The organism is Vibrio sp. sp1 (assembly GCF_016920955.1).
GTDB lineage: Bacteria > Pseudomonadota > Gammaproteobacteria > Enterobacterales > Vibrionaceae > Vibrio > Vibrio alginolyticus.
The window spans coordinates 705,591-722,516 of sequence record NZ_CP060590.1 but is presented as its reverse complement, the minus strand read 5'-3'; the positions used below and the strand labels follow the sequence as shown (position 1 = coordinate 722,516).

General features: G+C 44.2%; 14 protein-coding genes. 4 read left to right on the top strand and 10 right to left on the bottom strand.

Translation table 11 applies throughout. The annotated features are described in order from the left end of the window. Window positions 1-68: 68 nt before the first annotated feature. The 3 genes from H9L11_RS18720 to H9L11_RS18710 form a co-directional block, all read right to left on the bottom strand. Window positions 69-767, bottom strand: coding sequence for a response regulator transcription factor (locus H9L11_RS18720; RefSeq protein ID WP_205391378.1), 699 nt, complete (start codon window positions 765-767; stop codon window positions 69-71). Next, on the bottom strand, window positions 764-1,798 hold the full coding sequence (locus H9L11_RS18715) for a DUF4118 domain-containing protein (protein WP_205391377.1): 1,035 nt from the start codon (window positions 1,796-1,798) through the stop codon (window positions 764-766). Before H9L11_RS18715 ends, H9L11_RS18720 begins: the two co-directional genes overlap by 4 nt. A gap of 237 nt (window positions 1,799-2,035) precedes the next feature. Beyond that, window positions 2,036-3,889 (bottom strand): ABC transporter ATP-binding protein, encoded by a 1,854-nt coding sequence (locus H9L11_RS18710; protein WP_205391376.1) that lies wholly within the window; start codon window positions 3,887-3,889, stop codon window positions 2,036-2,038. A gap of 145 nt (window positions 3,890-4,034) precedes the next feature. Here H9L11_RS18710 and H9L11_RS18705 point away from each other — a divergent pair, with 145 nt between their 5' ends. From H9L11_RS18705 to fhuB, 4 genes are read left to right on the top strand one after another with little or no spacing between them, the layout of a single operon-like run. Continuing rightward, complete coding sequence (locus H9L11_RS18705) at window positions 4,035-6,137, top strand: TonB-dependent siderophore receptor (protein ID WP_205391375.1); 2,103 nt, start codon at window positions 4,035-4,037, stop codon at window positions 6,135-6,137. A 51-nt stretch (window positions 6,138-6,188) separates the two neighbouring features. Continuing rightward, window positions 6,189-6,974: an ABC transporter ATP-binding protein gene (locus tag H9L11_RS18700; protein ID WP_005375174.1), complete on the top strand. Its 786-nt coding sequence runs from the start codon at window positions 6,189-6,191 to the stop codon at window positions 6,972-6,974. Next, window positions 6,965-7,894: an iron-siderophore ABC transporter substrate-binding protein gene (locus tag H9L11_RS18695; protein ID WP_052767716.1), complete on the top strand. Its 930-nt coding sequence runs from the start codon at window positions 6,965-6,967 to the stop codon at window positions 7,892-7,894. Before H9L11_RS18700 ends, H9L11_RS18695 begins: the two co-directional genes overlap by 10 nt. Next, entirely contained in the window at window positions 7,891-9,858 is a 1,968-nt protein-coding gene (gene fhuB, locus H9L11_RS18690) for a Fe(3+)-hydroxamate ABC transporter permease FhuB (protein WP_205391374.1), read from the top strand. Before H9L11_RS18695 ends, fhuB begins: the two co-directional genes overlap by 4 nt. A gap of 95 nt (window positions 9,859-9,953) precedes the next feature. Here the strand turns inward: fhuB and H9L11_RS18685 are convergent, their stop codons facing one another. The 7 genes from H9L11_RS18685 to H9L11_RS18655 form a co-directional block, all read right to left on the bottom strand. Beyond that, window positions 9,954-10,802: a mechanosensitive ion channel family protein gene (locus H9L11_RS18685; RefSeq protein WP_005375171.1), complete on the bottom strand. Its 849-nt coding sequence runs from the start codon at window positions 10,800-10,802 to the stop codon at window positions 9,954-9,956. A 95-nt stretch (window positions 10,803-10,897) separates the two neighbouring features. Next, window positions 10,898-12,238, bottom strand: a complete 1,341-nt coding sequence (locus tag H9L11_RS18680) for an HlyD family type I secretion periplasmic adaptor subunit (RefSeq protein WP_064376403.1) — start codon at window positions 12,236-12,238, stop codon at window positions 10,898-10,900. Further along, on the bottom strand, window positions 12,213-13,931 hold the full coding sequence (locus H9L11_RS18675) for a type I secretion system permease/ATPase (RefSeq protein ID WP_025768544.1): 1,719 nt from the start codon (window positions 13,929-13,931) through the stop codon (window positions 12,213-12,215). The genes H9L11_RS18680 and H9L11_RS18675 overlap by 26 nt, the downstream gene beginning before the upstream one ends. A 152-nt stretch (window positions 13,932-14,083) precedes the next feature. After that, window positions 14,084-14,674 (bottom strand): calcium-binding protein, encoded by a 591-nt coding sequence (locus H9L11_RS18670; protein ID WP_005375168.1) that lies wholly within the window; start codon window positions 14,672-14,674, stop codon window positions 14,084-14,086. 206 nt (window positions 14,675-14,880) lie between these two features. Beyond that, a complete protein-coding gene (locus H9L11_RS18665; RefSeq protein WP_031777174.1) occupies window positions 14,881-15,537 on the bottom strand; it encodes a LuxR C-terminal-related transcriptional regulator in 657 nt (218 codons plus the stop codon). Window positions 15,538-15,765: 228 nt separating this feature from the next. Continuing rightward, a complete protein-coding gene (locus H9L11_RS18660) occupies window positions 15,766-16,434 on the bottom strand; it encodes a LuxR C-terminal-related transcriptional regulator (RefSeq protein ID WP_021707603.1) in 669 nt (222 codons plus the stop codon). Between the two features lie 246 nt (window positions 16,435-16,680). After that, complete coding sequence (locus H9L11_RS18655; RefSeq protein ID WP_005375165.1) at window positions 16,681-16,881, bottom strand: restriction endonuclease subunit S; 201 nt, start codon at window positions 16,879-16,881, stop codon at window positions 16,681-16,683. Between the last annotated feature and the right edge of the window lie 45 nt (window positions 16,882-16,926).

Below are 16,926 nucleotides of genomic sequence, written 5' to 3'. Positions count from 1 at the left end.
CACGAATCCTGTTCGAGTGCTGATAACCAGCACTAAACCTTGGCATTAACGTTGATTAAATTTGGAATTTAGTGGTGCTTGGACGTCTCAAGCACTAAACGATAACCCAGCCCCGGCTCGGTTTTTAATAGCCGCTGTTCGTCAGCACTATCGTTCAGTTTTTTGCGTAGTTGACTCACTAGCACGCGTAAGTAGTGAGTATCTTCGACATGACTTTTTCCCCAAATCACCGCTAGCAAATGAGTTTGCTCAATGAGCTTTCCCGGCTTGAGAATCAATTGTTCAATGAAAGAAAACTCTTTCTTGGTGAGTGGAATTTCCCTCTGATCCAACCAAAATTGGTGAGTGCTTTTGATGATTTTGACTCGGCCAGCCACCAGCTCATCAGCGATGGATTGCTCATCCACCAAATCTCGAACCAGCACTTTGATGCGCGCGATGAGCTCTTTTACGCCAAAAGGCTTGCTCAAGTAATCATTCGCGCCCGCTTCTAAAAGGCGGATTTTTTCCTCTTCTTGATCGCGAGCCGTCAGCACTAGCACTGGCGTTTTATACGTCTGACGAAGCGTAGTGAGAAACTCCTTCCCATCGCCGTCGGGCAAGCCTAAATCTAGCAGAATGACGTGTGGCGAATGTGCTTCGAAACACGCTTTGGCTTCTGCAATGGTACTCGCGCCAATGTAATCAAACCCTTCAGCATACAGCGAAATTCGAATAAAGGTATGAATGCGAGGCTCATCGTCCACGACTAAAACTTTGTAACTCACGCCTGCTCTGCTCCTTGATTGAGTGGAAGTAGAATGCGGATCAGCGTCCCTTCTGATACTGGCATAGATTGAATCTCTCCTTGGTGTGCGATGATGATGCCTTTGGCAACCGCGAGTCCCATTCCGGTGCCTGAATCGGCCGATTTGTTGTTCGCGCCGGAATAGAAAAGGTTGAATATTTTTTCCGCATCTTCAGCTTTGATGCCAATCCCCATGTCCCGAACATCAATCACGCACGACGAACCCTGCTTAGAAAGAGAAACCTCAACAGATTCATTCTCTGGTGAAAATCGCATGGCATTATCCAGCACATTAAAAATCGCTTGTTCGATGAGCGAACGACTTACTGACAAATAATCAACGGAATCATCCATATTCATGGACACTTTCTCGGTGTAATTTGGCAAACGAGAAACCGCACCCCGAACAATATCTGCAATCAACTCATCTTTTTTGGTAATTTTTAATGTGCCGTGCTGGAGCTTAGTCGCCTGTAAGAGGTTCTCGATATATTGATGCAAGCGATGGCTTTCTGAAGTCGCACTGTCGAGCAATTCTTTACGCTCTAAGCCATTGAGCTTGGGCATGTACTCGTTGAGTGTGGTCAATGTTCCAATAATGGTTGCCAGCGGCGTGCGTAAGTCATGGGACACCGATAGCAGGATGCTGTTTTGCAGCTTGGTTTGTTTTAACTCGCCCTGCTGGCGACGATAAAGATCCGCAAAGGTGCTGGTGATAAATGCCACCACCATAAACACGACTAAATTAAAAATGTCTTCCGGACGAAACATCTGCAAAGAGTAACGAGGCGTCGTGAAAAAGAAGTTGAAGCTCAACGCTTCGATCACCGCCGCCGCATAAGCGAATCGCGAGTTGCATTGAAACGCCACTACCACGACCGCTAACTGTAAAATCAGCAGGACTGCGGCTGTAGAGCCAAACAGTTGGTCTAACAACCATGAGACGACAACCGCGCCAACAATCACGGTAGTAGAAAAGAGAAAGGTGTTATCTCGCCATTGAACAAACATAAAATACATCAACCAAAATTCGATGTAGAAAACTTTAGCAAAAGCCCATTCGGAGTTCGCGTAAAAAAAGCGTAAAAAATTCAATAACGACAGTGAGTTATAAACATAATCATCATTAAGTTAGCCTAACTTAATGAATAATCACAAGTTAACGTTGCCCATTAACGCCTACTTACTCGGTATAAACGACAGACACAAAAAAGAGGAGCATTTGCTCCTCTTTCGTGTAGCGTCATATTAGATGACTTGCAGTTGAGCATCACCTTGCTCAGACAAAAATCCGCCGGTTTGATGCTTCCACAACTGAGCGTAAACACCACCCAATTGCAGCAGCTCGTAATGCGAGCCTTGCTCAATGATTTTGCCGTCATCCATTACAATCAAACGATCCATCGCGGCAATCGTTGATAAACGGTGAGCAATCGCAATCACTGTTTTTCCTTCCATCAGAACTTCAAGGTTTTCTTGAATTGCCGATTCTACTTCTGAATCAAGTGCAGACGTTGCTTCATCCATGATCAAAATTGGCGCGTTTTTCAGCAGAACGCGAGCAATCGCCACACGTTGACGCTGACCACCAGACAGCTTCACACCGCGTTCACCCACTTCAACGTCATAGCCAACGTTACCTTGCTCGTCTCGTAGAGATTGAATGAAATCATGAGCATGTGCTTTCTCAGCAGCTGCGATAACGGCATCCATTGAAGCACCTGGATCACCGTAAAGAATGTTCTCTTTAATTGAACGATGCAGCAAAGAGGTGTCTTGCGTGATCATACCGATGTGTTGGCGAAGCGACTCTTGTTCAACTTGAGAAATGTCCTGTCCATCAATACAAATCTTACCGCTATTTACGTCGTAAAAACGCAGCAACAAGTTGACCAACGTGGATTTACCTGCCCCAGAACGACCGACAATGCCGACTTTTTCGCCCGGTTTGATAGTCAGGTTCAAGTTCTCAAATACCGCCTTCTCGTCACTGTAGTTAAAACCTACGTGATCAAAGCAGATCTCACCTTGGGAGATTTGCAAAGGCTTAGCATTTGGTACGTCTTTCACTTCAACATCGTTTGAAATCGTATTGATGCCGTCCACTACCGTGCCAATGTTTTCAAACAGCGCGCTAACTTCCCACATGATCCACTTCGACATACCTTGTACGCGCAATGCAATACTGATGGCAATCGCAATAGCACCAATTGTTACAGCGTGATCTAGCCATAGATAAACCGAAATGGCACTAATAGACATCAGCAGCAAATAGTTGATGGCATCCACACTAAACAGTAAACAAGCCACCATGCGCATTTGGCGGTAAACCGTCACCAAAAATTGCTTCATGCTACTTTCTGCGTATTCCAACTCTCGTTGCGAGTGCGCGAATAGCTTTACGGTAGATATGTTGGTGTAAGAATCGACAATGCGCCCAGTCATTACAGAACGAGCATCCGCTTGCTCTGTCGCTACTTGTTTCATTTTAGGGATAAAGTAGAACTGGATAACCGCGTACATTCCTATCCAAATCACAATAGGCAACATTAGCAAACCATCGGCTTCGCCCATCATCCAGAGCATCGAAAGAAAATAAACGCTGATATAAACCAGTACATCCACCAGCTTCATGACCGTTTCTCGTACCGCTAACGCACTTTGCATCACTTTGGTCGCAACTCGGCCTGCAAAGTCACGCTGGAAAAATCCAACCGCTTGTTTTAGCAAGTAACGGTGAATCAACCAACGGATAGACATCGGGTAGTTACCCAATAACGTTTGGTGCATCACCATTGAGTGGACAAAACCGAGAGCTGGCATCACAACCGCCACTAAGAACAGCATCATTAGCATGCGATCACCCTGGTCTTGCCAGAATGTTGCGCGTTCTTGATTAGAGAGAATATCGACGAGCTCGCCCATATAACGCAACAGCGTCACCTCAGTAATGGCAATAAGCGCACTGAACACAGCCATAACGAGTAAAGGGGCTTCAAAGCCACGAGTGTAAAAACGACAAAAGCCAAATAGCGTCTTCGGTGGCTTTTCGGTTTCCATCTGGGGAAAGGGTTGGGTCAGTTTTTCAAACCAATTGAACATAACAATGACTTTAGGTACCGCGAATGAATTTGCGAACGTTTTACTATCTTTTGATACAAAAGTCAGTAAAATACCGAAACAAAAGCTCAAATGATAATAATTACAATTAAGCTTAGCGTTAATCATAATTATCGGGAATAGATTTATGCAAAAGAATAACTCACTGACCATCGCTATCCGCAACGCGTTGGTTTGTGCTTTAGCACCTACAGCAGTGGTTGCATTCACAGCACAAGCTCAAGAAGACGTCGTACAAGATGACGTGATTGCCATGGAGACCATAACGGTCACCGCGCAAGCACTTAAAGTAGAAACCCCGGCAGCAGAAACGCCGCGCAGCGTATCTATCATTTCTGAAGATGAACTTCGTGTTCGTGCACCGAAAAAACTAGATGAAGCATTACGCTACACATCTGGTGTAACCGCTCAGCCTTATGGCGCAGACAACGACACTGATTGGTTCAAAGTTCGTGGATTTGATGCAGCGACTTACCTAAACGGCAACCGCCTATTCCGCGATGGTTACTACACATGGTTGGTCGAACCTTACGGCCTAGAAAGTGTAGAAGTCGTTAAAGGTCCATCGGCTATTCTGTTTGGTGAATCGGCACCAGGCGGTATCGTGAATGCGGTGCAAAAAAAACCAACGTTTACGCCTCAAGGCGAAGTAAAAGTCGAAGTTGGCAACAACCAACACCAATCCGTAGGTTTTGACATTGCTGACGAAGCAAACGACGCAGGCACTGTGCGCTATCGTTTGGTTGGCTTGATGACAAGCCAAGATGGTGAACTGGACGGCACAAACAACGAGCGTTTCTACCTAGCGCCAAGTGTCGAGTTCGACATTTCTGACCGTACAATGCTGACCGTTTTGGCAACTTACCTTCGTGATGACGGTGTACCAACTAACCCATTCTTCCCAGCAGCAGGTACTCTGATTGGTTCTAACTTTGGCAAAATCGATCCTTCGACTAACCTTGGTCAGCCAAACTACGATAAATACGAACGCACGCAGTTTTCTCTGGGTTACTTACTAGAGCACGACATCAATGACACGTGGTCACTCTCGCAAAACCTCAACTACGGTTCGAATGAGTTGTACTTGCGCAGCTCTTACGCGTTCTCAAACAACGATCCAGCGAAAGAAGAATTAACGCAAGGCATCGTATTCCGTGACGGAAAAAACCAGAGCATCACGTTCGATAACAATGCTGTCGGCAACTGGATGACAGACAACGCAGAGCACACAGTGCTTATCGGTATGGATCTGCAATTCCACAAAACCGATGGCGACGAGCAGGACAACTACGCATTTGGCACCATCAATCCGTGGAACCCAGTTTACGGCAACTTCACCCCTCTTGATCCTGCCGACAACGTGAAACGTGAGATTGAGAAATCTCAAGCAAGTCTCTATTCACAATACCAATTGAAACTGCATGAACAGTGGATTGGTAACATCGGTGCTCGTTACGACTGGGTGAAAACAGAAAACTCTGGCAAAGGCGCTACCGTTGATCAAAGTGAATCTCGTGATGATGGTCAGCTATCTCTAAGTGCGGGTGTGATGTACCTTGCAAACAATGGCCTGTCACCTTACGCAAACTACTCTCAGTCGTTTGAAGTGATCAGCACTATTGATACGGCAACCAATGAACTTTACAAACCGCTGGAAGGCGAGCAAGTAGAAGTGGGGGTGAAGTATGAGCCAAGCTTTATAGATGGCTTTATCAACCTTGCATGGTTCGACATCACGCAAAAGAACGCGTTGGTCACTAACCCATCAACATGGATTGCGACACAAACAGGTGAAGTGACATCTCAAGGTGTTGAGCTAGAAAGCACGGCGCAGCTAACAGACGATCTAAAACTGATGGCAAGCTACACCTACACTAAAGCGAAAACAGATGAGAGCTTTGGCCAAGGTAAAAAACAAGCCGCACTTATTCCTGAGCACCAAGCTTCTGCATGGGTAGACTACAGCGCCTACAGCCTGATTCCAGGCCTCAATATCGGTACTGGTGTGCGCTACGTAGGTGAGTCAAAAGATAACCCTAAGAGCTCGAACCTAACGGTTCCTTCAGTCACTCTTTGGGATGCGTCAGTCACTTACGACATCACTTCACAGTGGCAAGCACAGCTAAACGTGAACAACATCCTAGATAAAGAGTTTGTTTCAGGTTGCGATTACTGGTGTTACTACGGCCAGTCTCGCTCTGTTATGCTAAACGCAAACTACCGCTGGTAATTGTACTTCTACTCCCCTCTATTGAGGGGAGTTTTCTCCTAAGAGCCATCCATGTTTCAACTGTCTAATATTGAGATCGTGCGAGGTGGACGTCAGATCCTCGGCATCGAACAACTTAACATCCCAACAAATGAGCTAACGGTCGTTTTAGGCCATAACGGTTCAGGTAAGTCGACACTGGTGAACCTGCTTTCTGGTCAAATGTCGCCAGATAAAGGTACGGTAACACTAAACGATACTTCCCTTTCATCACTTAAAACCAAAGAGTTGGCAAAACAGATCGCCTATTTGCCACAAAAGCTGCCCTCTTCAGCTGGTTTAACGGTCGAAGAGCTAGTGCGCTTAGGTCGCTTTCCGTGGCGTGGGGCACTTGGTCGTTGGAAAACCGAAGACAAACAGATCATCACGCAGGCTATGGAACGAACAGGGGTTACACCTTTTGCTCAAGCTTTGGCGGATGACTTATCGGGCGGTGAGCGCCAACGTGCTTGGGTGTCTATGCTACTGGCTCAACAATCGCCAATTTTAATTCTCGATGAGCCAACCTCGGCGCTCGATGTTCACCATCAGTTTCAACTAATGGCGCTGCTGGCAGAACTGAATCGAACCGAGAATGTAGGCATTATCGTGATCCTGCACGATCTGAACTTAGCACTGCGCTACGCCACCCACATTGTTGCGCTCAAAAAAGGTAAAATTGCCTTCGAAGGCAACGCCGACATGTTGTTAGACGAGGCACGCCTTTCTAAACTATATGAGTCACCAATTAAGCTGATTGAGCACCCAAGCCCGGCTAACACATTAGCGAGCCAAAAGGTGGCTGTTGTATGCGCATAATGGCTCGTTTACTTACCGTGGTTACACAATCTGCTTTTCTCCTCGCATTTTTTATGACCAATGCACATGCAGTCATCACCGTTACCGATGAATATGGTGAGCATAGTTTTGAGCACGCGCCACAACGTGTTGTTGCCTTAAACTGGGACATCTTAGAACAAGTTTTGGCGCTAAACGTAGAACCAATCGCAGCCCCAAATTTACCAGGCTACCGCCAATGGGTCGTCAATCCAACTGCACCAGAGTCAATTGAAGATATTGGAACCCGAGCAGAGCCCAACTTAGAAAAAATAGCCAGTTTGAAACCAGATGTCATCCTTGCTGCGTCTCCACAGCAAGACTTGATTCCGTTACTCAAACAAATTGCTCCGGTAATCTATTTACCTAATTTTTCTGAAAATGAGGCCGCAGCTGAAACGGCCATTCGTCACTTTCGTACGCTCAGCAAGCTATTCAATAAAGAGGCACTTGCTGAACAGAAACTGGCAGAATTAGATGCTTCATTTGCGCAGATGCGCCAGCGAATTCGCCACTATTACTCTGCTCCACTCAGCGTTCTTGTGATGCGATTTTCAACCCCGAATACTGTATTACTTGCAACCGAAAACTCCACCACTGACTACGTGGTTAGAAAACTGGGATTACAGGCTCCAATTAAAGAGGACCCACGTGCGTGGGGAGTAAAGCAAGATCGAATCAATCGGCTTCAGGGCCTCAAAAACAGCTACGTTCTCTACGTACAGCCTTTCCCAGAAGAACGAAAACTGAAAGAGTCGCCACTTTGGCAAGCGATGCCGTTTGTGAAAAAGCAGCGGGTAAATTCAGTCAGAGCAGTGTGGGCGTATGGCGGTGCCATGTCTTTGCAATACACCGCCGAAGCGATTACCGACAGTCTAATAGAGTTGGCACCAGAACAATGAGAACGAAACATTATATTGGTTATCTGGCGCTGATTACGTTACTTAGCGTCTTTAGCCTACAAATTGATACTAATTTATCACTTTTCGAACAATGGCAATTATTAACAAAACCAGAGGTAGCAACCGAGTTTCGTGATGTATTCTTTACGCAAGCGCAGCTTCCTAGGTTAAGTATGACCCTGCTTGTTGGTGCCATGCTTGGTCTCACCGGCAGCTTAATGCAGCAATTAACGCAGAATAACCTCACCTCGCCGTTGACTCTTGGCACCTCTTCTGGTGCTTGGCTTGCATTAGTCGTGGTAAATATTTGGTTCGTCGATTGGGTAGCCGATTACTCTGCATTAGCCGCAATGGTGGGGGCTTTAGTGGCGTTTGGCCTGATCGTATCAATTGCAGGTGTGCGTAACATGACAGGTTTGCCGCTGGTCGTTTCGGGGATGGTGATCAATATCTTGCTCGGTTCTATCGCCACAGCCATTATTATTATAAACGCCCAGTTCGCACAGAATATTTTTATGTGGGGAGCCGGAGATCTTTCTCAATACAGCTGGGATTGGTTTGAGTGGTTATTGCCTCGCTGCGCTATCGCAATCGTAATTTTGATCGTCGCACCACGTATTCTGACCTTAATGAAACTAGGACAAGAAGGCGCAGCAGCCCGAGGCTTAGCGGTATTACCCGCGTTTGGTGCGTTAATGGTGATGGGTATTTGGCTGGTATCTGCCTCAATCACCGCAGTTGGCATTATCAGCTTCATCGGATTACTGACACCCAATATTGCCAGAGCGATGGGGGCAAGAACACCGCGCGACGAATTGATCAGCAGCATGCTTTTGGGCGCAATGCTACTAATCATCACAGACTCTGCCGCTATTTCGCTGAGCTTATGGTTAGAGGAAACCATTCCTAGCGGTGTAGCGGCTGCAGCTATTGGCGCTCCCGCTTTAATTTGGTTTACTCGTAAAAAGCTGACGGCAACCGATCAACTTAACCTTTCAATGAGCCAAGGAAAAACGGCGCTTTCTAAACGCGCGGTATGCAGCATTGCGCTATTCAGTCTGGTTGGGATTCTAGCTTACTCATTCGTTACCCATGGTATAAACGGAATTCAATGGTCTGTGCCAGGTGAGTTCCAATGGCAATTGCGTTGGCCGCGAATGTTAACCGCACTTTCTGTCGGTATTGCGCTATCCGTTGCCGGAATCATTTTGCAACGCATTGTTTATAACCCTCTGGCAAGTCCCGATATTCTCGGTGTGTCTTCCGGAGCCACGTTTGCCATTATAACGACAGGAGTCATCGCTGGGTCGCTTCTCTCCGCATTTAGCTGGGGTATCGCTTTTTTCGGAAGTATGTCCGTATTGATGTTATTGCTGATTATCGGTAAACGAAGCCATTTTAATCCATCTAACTTCGTGTTGTCCGGCATCGCACTAACGGCACTACTAGAAGCTCTTGTTCAATTTTCGCTAGCTCAAGGTTCTGGTGACAGTTACAAAATTTTATTGTGGTTAACTGGTTCAATTTATCGAGTCACAGCCCACACCGCACTGATGTTATGTTTGGCCATAATAGTTCTGCTTGCCGCTGTATTCTCGATTTCTCGTTGGCTAACACTAATTTCCATCGGGCGACAATTCTCAAATGCACGAGGGCTTAACCCTACCGTAGCCAATACGCTTATGCTCACCATCGTTGCTTTGTTATGCGCCTTTTCTACGGCTACAGTTGGTCCAATATCTTTTGTTGGCTTGGTCGCTCCCCATATGGCGATGATGTTAGGAGCAAGAAAAGTGAAAGAGCAACTGTGTGTCGGTGCCTTAATTGGCGCAACCCTAATGTTGTGGGCAGATTGGCTAGGACAAATCGCTATTTATCCAAGTCAGGTCGCAGCTGGCACGTTGGTCGCTATTATAGGCAGCACTTACTTCCTATTTTTAATGCTGAAGAGTAAATTCAGCTAAGTTGGGAATATTGTTACAGCCCAAAAATACGCTAAGAAAAACAAACCCCGCTATTTTGATAGCGGGGTTTGAAATTAAAGGCGAAGTACGATGCTCTATTCTTCTCGCACTACAGGAAAACGCTGCTCATAAAGTTCCATAAAGTCCTTACGAATTAAGTGCTCTAAGTGGTTCGCTTTATCGGTTGGGCAGAAAATCATCACGTGCAGAATTTGTTCACCATTAATGTTGCTAGAAATATGCATATGTGGCTCAGAACCAGGAAGGTCAACACCGGCATGTTTTTCAATCATCGCATTGTAACGATGTGCAACATCAGCAAAGTAACTGCAATGTTCTTCAATTTTATCAGTTAAAATCGGTAACAGTGGATACAAATTGACGAAGTCTTTCACCACTACAGAAAAGTTGTGGTAAACGTACCGCTTCATGAAGTTGAGGTTCTTTACTGGATAGGTAAAGAACATACTATTAGGCAATGTCGCTGTTTTGCCGGTGTAATGATATTGCCCATGATGCAGGTCGATCTCTTGAATCACCGTCGCCATCATATTGTGCTCAATCACTTCACCACACAACTTTCCGACCTCAATCCAGTCTCCAACGCGAAAAGAACGCGAACTTGCTCTTTGAATCGAACCCGTAAAACACAAAATGATTTCTTTGGATGCCACTACAATGGCAACGGCAATCGCCGTTACACTCAGAGCAAACTCGTTAATTTCTGATTGCCATAAAATAAATAAAATCAGTAATGTAACAGCAAAGGTGCCATTTTTAGTTCTGGACATCCAACTACGCTGATCTTCTGAGAGAAAAGCGTGATCACCACGAATCATCGATAAAATTGCACGACGAATTAACCACATAATCGCAAAGATCAGTGCGGTAAAAATCAATTTATGAGTGAGAAGAAAATCGACAACTAACTGCACTTTCTCCATTCCACGGCTCCCTCGAATAAAAATACGGCCCAGTAACAGCTAACGATAACAAATTATTTTGTCTGTTGTCCGTGCTCACTCAAGTCTTTTTGAAATTACTCCTCTCTAAAGGCGCGATTCATGCTTTCCGTAATTGGCTTTATTAGGTAGCTCAATGGCGTTCGTGGCTCAGATAAAATCAGCACTTCGGCATTCATGCCTGAGGTTAAACGATGTTTTGTCACGTCTTCCGGTGAAATTGCAATTCTAGCGAGATAAAAATCTTCTTGGTTTTCTTGCGAGAGCTTATCGGCAGAAATCGTCAGCACAGTACCGTCTAAAGGTGCCAACGTCCGTGCATTCAGAGCGGTCAGACGAACATGCGCTTGCTGGCCTGGATTCACTAAATCAATATCCTGAGGATTAACACGAGCCTCGACTAACAACTTATCGTCTTGCGGGACCAGTTCTAGTAACGTTTCACCCGAGCCAATCACACCTTTTTCGGTAAACACTTGCATGTTGACTACGCGACCAGAAATAGGTGCGTTGATCGTTGTTCTTGCGACAATATCTTGAGCGGAGCGATATTCTTCCCGAATTGCGACAATTTCCGTTTTGGTATTTCGTAGTTCCTCGACAATCTCATTCAGCCTTTCAAGCTTCAACTCTTCAATTTGCGCTAGGTTCTCATCTAACCTTTTTCTAACGGTGAGCGACTGCCTATCTAACTGGCTTAAGGTACTTCTCACCTCCGCTGCTAAGCGCTTGAGTTGAAGTAAAGTAGATTTTCCCGAGAAACCTTTTTGCACCAAGGCTTGGTTGCTGTCTATTTCTTCAGCAATAAAGTTGAGCCGTTCCGTCTCAATCACTTTGGTTTGCTGAAGGTTTTCAAGCTCTAAATTTGCTCCAGAAATACTCTGCTCAATGATACTCAGTTTACTATCAAAGAATCGCTTTCTCGCTTCAAAGATCTTGTTTTGAACCAGTTGTGCTTCTTGTACGATATCGACACGGGGAATGCTTTCAAGATCATCAGACCATACAATCGTTGGAAGCTCATCAAGCTCCGCACTTAAACGGTTTTCCTTTGCTAGAGTATGGATAAAACGACCACTTAACGAGTCCAACTTAGCCATAGCTTGACGCTTAGAAAGTTGAATTAATAACTGACCTTTTTCGACTAAATCCCCTTCCTGTACATATAGCTTTTCAATAATACCGCCTTCTAAATGCTGAATTTCTTGTCGCTTAGTGAGAACTGACAAATCACCATAAGCAATCGCTGCACTTTCTAATTTGGCTGTTACAGCCCAGTAGCCAAGACCTCCAAGAAAAACACTTAAGGTCACCACACCGAGTAAAATTGGTTTTCGAAAGCTTAGTCTCGCTTTGGGGCTAAAACGATATACGATCTCAGTAGAACTCTGATTAACGGTTGGCAGTTGATTGCTCATTTCTTACCCTTGGGATATCTGTTCTTTCTTCGCCCATCAAACGTTTTAATACTTCATCTTTAGCGCCGTATAACTTGACTCGGCCGTCAGCCAAATACAACAGCCTATCCATTTGTCGCAACGTACTCGGATTGTGGGCAATGACGATAATCGTTGTACTCTGTGCTTTTAAATGGGCAATCAAACGTTGATAAGCAGCCTCTCCCTCACCATCGAGGTTGGCATTCGCTTCATCGAAAATCACAATAGATGGGTCGCCATAAACGGCTCTTGCAAGAGCGATTCTCTGCCTTTCCCCCCCAGATAAACCACGGCCATTTTCACCAATAATGCAATCATAGCCTTTGTTTTTCTTGAGTATTAATTCATGACATCCTGCTAGTTGCGCCGCCTTGATGACTTTAGCGGGGTCTTCTTCTTTAAAGCGTGCGATGTTCTCTCGAATTGTGCCAGGAAATAACTCCACCTCTTGAGCGAGATACCCAAAATGTACGCCGCGATCTTCAGATGCCCATACGGAGACTTCCATACCATCAAGAGTCACTTTACCCGCTAACGGCTTAACCGTACCTAATAGCAGCCGAGCAAACGTCGATTTACCCGTACCAGAAGGGCCAATCACCCCAACAGCAACACCCGGAGGAATCGATAAGCTGAGCGATGAGAGCACTGGTTCAGTTGCTCCAGGATGGCGATAGGCCAGTCCGGAAAGCTCATAGTGTCCTTTTGGTTTAGGCAGTGGCATATCTGATTCATCTTGGCGCACGATCGCATCGATTTCTTTCAACCTTTTATAGGCGCCTTTAGCAGACATCGCGCTTCGCCACGTGCCTATCGCCTGCTCCATCGGCGATAATGCCCGACTCATTAATATGGAGCTCGCGATCATCGCCCCTGCCGTTATCTCATGTTGGATAACTAACCATGCACCACCTCCCAGTAAAAATATCTGTAATGAGCCACGCACAAACTTAGAAAAGTTAGCCATGTAGATAGACTTACCTGCAACTCGCTCTTCAAGCACATTCACTTCGCTCACGCGCGACTGCCACTTCTCTAAAAATGCATTCATCATCCCCATTGCGAGAATTGAATTGGAGTTTTGCGTGGCTAATTCAGCGTTGTTGATATGAGAAATCGCTCTGACTTCGCTCTCTTGCATTGTTTTACGCGTCATTAGCTCATTAAGTAGACCTAGGCTAAACAATACGATAGATCCAAGTAACGCGATGTGACCTAATATCGGGTGCAATAAATACACAAATAAAATAAACAGCGGTGTCCAGGGCGCATCCAACAGTGGGTAAGGTGCTTGACTGCTCAAAAAGCTTTTGATGTTCTGAATGTCTCTCAGAGTTTGCGAGGTATAACTCTTCCCGGTATGTGATTGATATTGAATCGTGCGCTTGAGCATGAAAGCGGAGAGTTTTGTGTCCATCCAATAACCAAAAGATTTACTCATTTGTGCTCGTGCAATGTCGATGATGGACATGGTTAACAACGCGACAATTACGATGACAGTGAGCAAGAATAAAGTATCGGTTGAGTAGGAAGATATCACTCGGTTGTACACTTGAAGCATGTACAACGGAATCGAGAGAACCAATAAGTTGATAAAAAGGCTAAAAACGATCAGCAAGCCCGCAAGCGTGCATAGTTTTTGTTTCACTTCTTTGAAAACCGTTTTTTGCACGACTACTTCCGTTTAACGTGAAAATTGTAGGCGCCAGAAATACTAGCGCCTAGCTTAAGGTAACCTCAAATCGCTCTAGAGTGTCCGATTAGTGCACCTCAGCATGGCAGAGCCACGCAAACTAATTCCCATCCAGAGTTATTTTCAGTCGTTTAGATTACGAACAGATCTGCACCATAGGTGTTGATGTCAGTTTCAGTCACGCCAATAAGTTTCACTGTTAGATCAGCCCCATCGGTAAACACTGCATTCCCAACTGCATCGTAGCTAAAGCTTAAATCACCAAAGTCAGTGACAGAGTCGCTAATGATGTGCAAAGAGTCTTCACCAATGGTGAAATCAACAACTTTGGCTTCGCCATGGCCACCAAACTTATCCGTGAACACAAACTTATCGCCATTGCTGCCGCCAACTAAAACGTTGTCACCAGAACCAGCAACAAGAATATCTTCACCGACACCACCATTTAATTTATTGTCGCCCAGCAAACCCAACAGCAAGTCATTACCGGTACCACCGCCGAGGTAGTCGTTTCCTGTACCAGCCCTAAGGATGTCATCTCCAGCACCACCAGTTAGGCGATCATCGCCGTCACCGCCGATCACATAATCATTACCGCCACCGCCAACAAACGAGTCATTACCACCAAAACCGATAAACAAATCATCGCCGCCATCGAAATCAGCAAATTGGTTATTTACACCTGCATCGCCTAAATACGTGTCATTGTCACTTGCGCTCATTTTTATTCCCTCTTAGCTTATTAATTGAATAGACCTTCTGTTCCACGTCTGACTAGATTCGTCACGACATGAGAAGTCTAATAGTCAACTGAATAGGAATAAGTTTGAATATGGGATGATATTTCAGACTGACATTTTAATAATAAATATAAAATTTAGTACTTTATAGAGTATTTTCTTTTTATTACAGCAAGTTAATACTAGTACTACAGGTTTCTCTTAGCCCAACTTGTAGCTTGCGTACGGTTCTTTACTTCTAACTTTCTAAAAATATTGTATAGATGTGATTTAATAGTATGCTCGCTGATAAATAAAGAATCAGCGATTTCCATATTTGAACCACCTTCTTTCAACATTTTTAAAACCTGAACTTCACGCCGAGTAAGCTCAACCTCAATAGCAGGTTCGATAATGCTATTTACTTCTCTGCCTCGATAATAATTTACTAGCTGATCAAGTAATCTTCGAGACAGCCAATTATCCCCTTTTATTATTGCTTTTAATCCCTGACAAACCTTGTCCATTGAATCTCCTGGACCAAATATACCTTTTACATGAGGCCAAGAAGCGAGTTCTTCTGTGTCTAAGTCATAACCTAGATTAAGCATTATGGTTCCTAGCACTTTATTACTATCTTTTAAATAAACTAAAGTTTCGGAAGGAATCTCAACTGAAAAATCAACAAGCAAAAAGTAGCGTTCCGGAATGAGTTCATGATAGCTAGGGTTTTTAGTATCAATGATCGTTATTTTAGTTTCTGTATTTTTAGAAAGCATTTCCTTAAAGTTTTCACTCTGTAAACTTTGTTGAGTGAGCATTAGGATTTCAGGCTTTTCCATATACTGTTCCATAATGTTTCTCATACTTTCAGTGACTTAACATTCTTAAATTAGTAGTTAATCGTCAGCACTTAGTTTGATATGTAAGTGCTAGTTCACAGAGTAAAGTTATTTGCTACTTTTTTAAATTCTAAAGTTATTAAAAAGAGAATCAAAAAAAGTGTTTCTCATAAAAGAAACACTTTTAACACATTCAGGTCACAGAAATTATTAAGAGTTTACTAAATTAGGCAACCTAATATTGCAATAGCATTACACCGTTAACGAGTTGTCTGAAATATTTTCCTTTGCCCAAATAAGTGCTTGAACCCTATTTTTCACATCAATCTTCTTGAAAATATTATGTAAATGCGTTTTTACCGTATTCTCGCTGACAAATAATTGTTCGGCGATTTGTTGATTGGACGCCCCCATGGAAAGAAAGGTAATTATTTGTTGCTCTCGTTTGGTCAGAATAGCGGAAACATTCTTATTTATAGGTTTGCAATGTCGACGAAGGTAAGTAATGTACTGCTGAGAAAACTTACGGCTGAACCACATATCTCCTTGAAGCACCTTACCAATACCAACTTGCAACGTTTTTATATCATCAGAGGTATAGAAAATACCGGCCAAAGTACGCCAAGCAAAGAGATCTTCTGTCGATATGGATTGCTCACAATTAATTAAGATTTCAAGCGTGTCTTTCTGCTTGGCGGCTTTAAACTCCGCATAACGGCGAAAAATTTCATCCGTGATCACGCTGCAATCAACAATAATGGCTGATGCAAGAGATTCATGTAACACTCCGTGAATCAGATTATCTGGCGTGATTAGAGCAACACTAATACCGAGTTTGGTCTCCAATACATCTTTCAACAGAGATGACTGTAGACTTCCCTCCGTGATTAAAATAACGTTTCTTTTTTTTTGCTGCTCCATCCTGATCGCATTCCCTTGGTCGTTTTTATTGAAATACGCAATAGATTTAGATAGAGCGGTAGTATTGTCAAGTATGAAAATCACTAGTACTAATTAATAACTCATTGAAGTGTCAATAATTTTTAAGTGGCAAGTATGTGAGAGGTATTAGCATTTTTCAGACATTAAAAAAGGGAGTATAAACTCCCTTTTTGTGTTTGAGCAGGTGATTTAATCACGCACGTTAGAGGCAAAACACCACCTAACTTAGTGGATTGGAACAGCGTTTTTTTGGTTAAACTTACCAAAGTGTTGTTCTAACACTTCTGGCGTCAGCTTACCTTCCGCTTCCAGCTTTTTCAGCTCAGCGACGATCGCTTTTTGCTCTTCTAGCGACGGCAGTTTTACTTCTGGCTCCTGAGCGGTTTCTTGAGAAATTTGCTCTAGTTCTTTTTCGAAGTCATTCATAGTACTTACCTAAAATTAATGATTGAACTTTTAAACTTCGCCTAT

Coding starts and splice junctions, on each gene's coding strand:
- H9L11_RS18660 (WP_021707603.1), bottom strand. CDS start 16,434: ATGGAGCAGCAAAAAAAAAGAAACGTTATTTTAATCACGGAGGGAAGT.
- H9L11_RS18695 (WP_052767716.1), top strand. CDS start 6,965: ATGCGCATAATGGCTCGTTTACTTACCGTGGTTACACAATCTGCTTTT.
- H9L11_RS18700 (WP_005375174.1), top strand. CDS start 6,189: ATGTTTCAACTGTCTAATATTGAGATCGTGCGAGGTGGACGTCAGATC.
- H9L11_RS18680 (WP_064376403.1), bottom strand. CDS start 12,238: ATGAGCAATCAACTGCCAACCGTTAATCAGAGTTCTACTGAGATCGTA.
- H9L11_RS18655 (WP_005375165.1), bottom strand. CDS start 16,881: ATGAATGACTTCGAAAAAGAACTAGAGCAAATTTCTCAAGAAACCGCT.
- H9L11_RS18705 (WP_205391375.1), top strand. CDS start 4,035: ATGCAAAAGAATAACTCACTGACCATCGCTATCCGCAACGCGTTGGTT.
- H9L11_RS18670 (WP_005375168.1), bottom strand. CDS start 14,674: ATGAGCGCAAGTGACAATGACACGTATTTAGGCGATGCAGGTGTAAAT.
- fhuB (WP_205391374.1), top strand. CDS start 7,891: ATGAGAACGAAACATTATATTGGTTATCTGGCGCTGATTACGTTACTT.
- H9L11_RS18665 (WP_031777174.1), bottom strand. CDS start 15,537: ATGAGAAACATTATGGAACAGTATATGGAAAAGCCTGAAATCCTAATG.
- H9L11_RS18715 (WP_205391377.1), bottom strand. CDS start 1,798: ATGTTTGTTCAATGGCGAGATAACACCTTTCTCTTTTCTACTACCGTG.
- H9L11_RS18710 (WP_205391376.1), bottom strand. CDS start 3,889: ATGTTCAATTGGTTTGAAAAACTGACCCAACCCTTTCCCCAGATGGAA.
- H9L11_RS18685 (WP_005375171.1), bottom strand. CDS start 10,802: ATGGAGAAAGTGCAGTTAGTTGTCGATTTTCTTCTCACTCATAAATTG.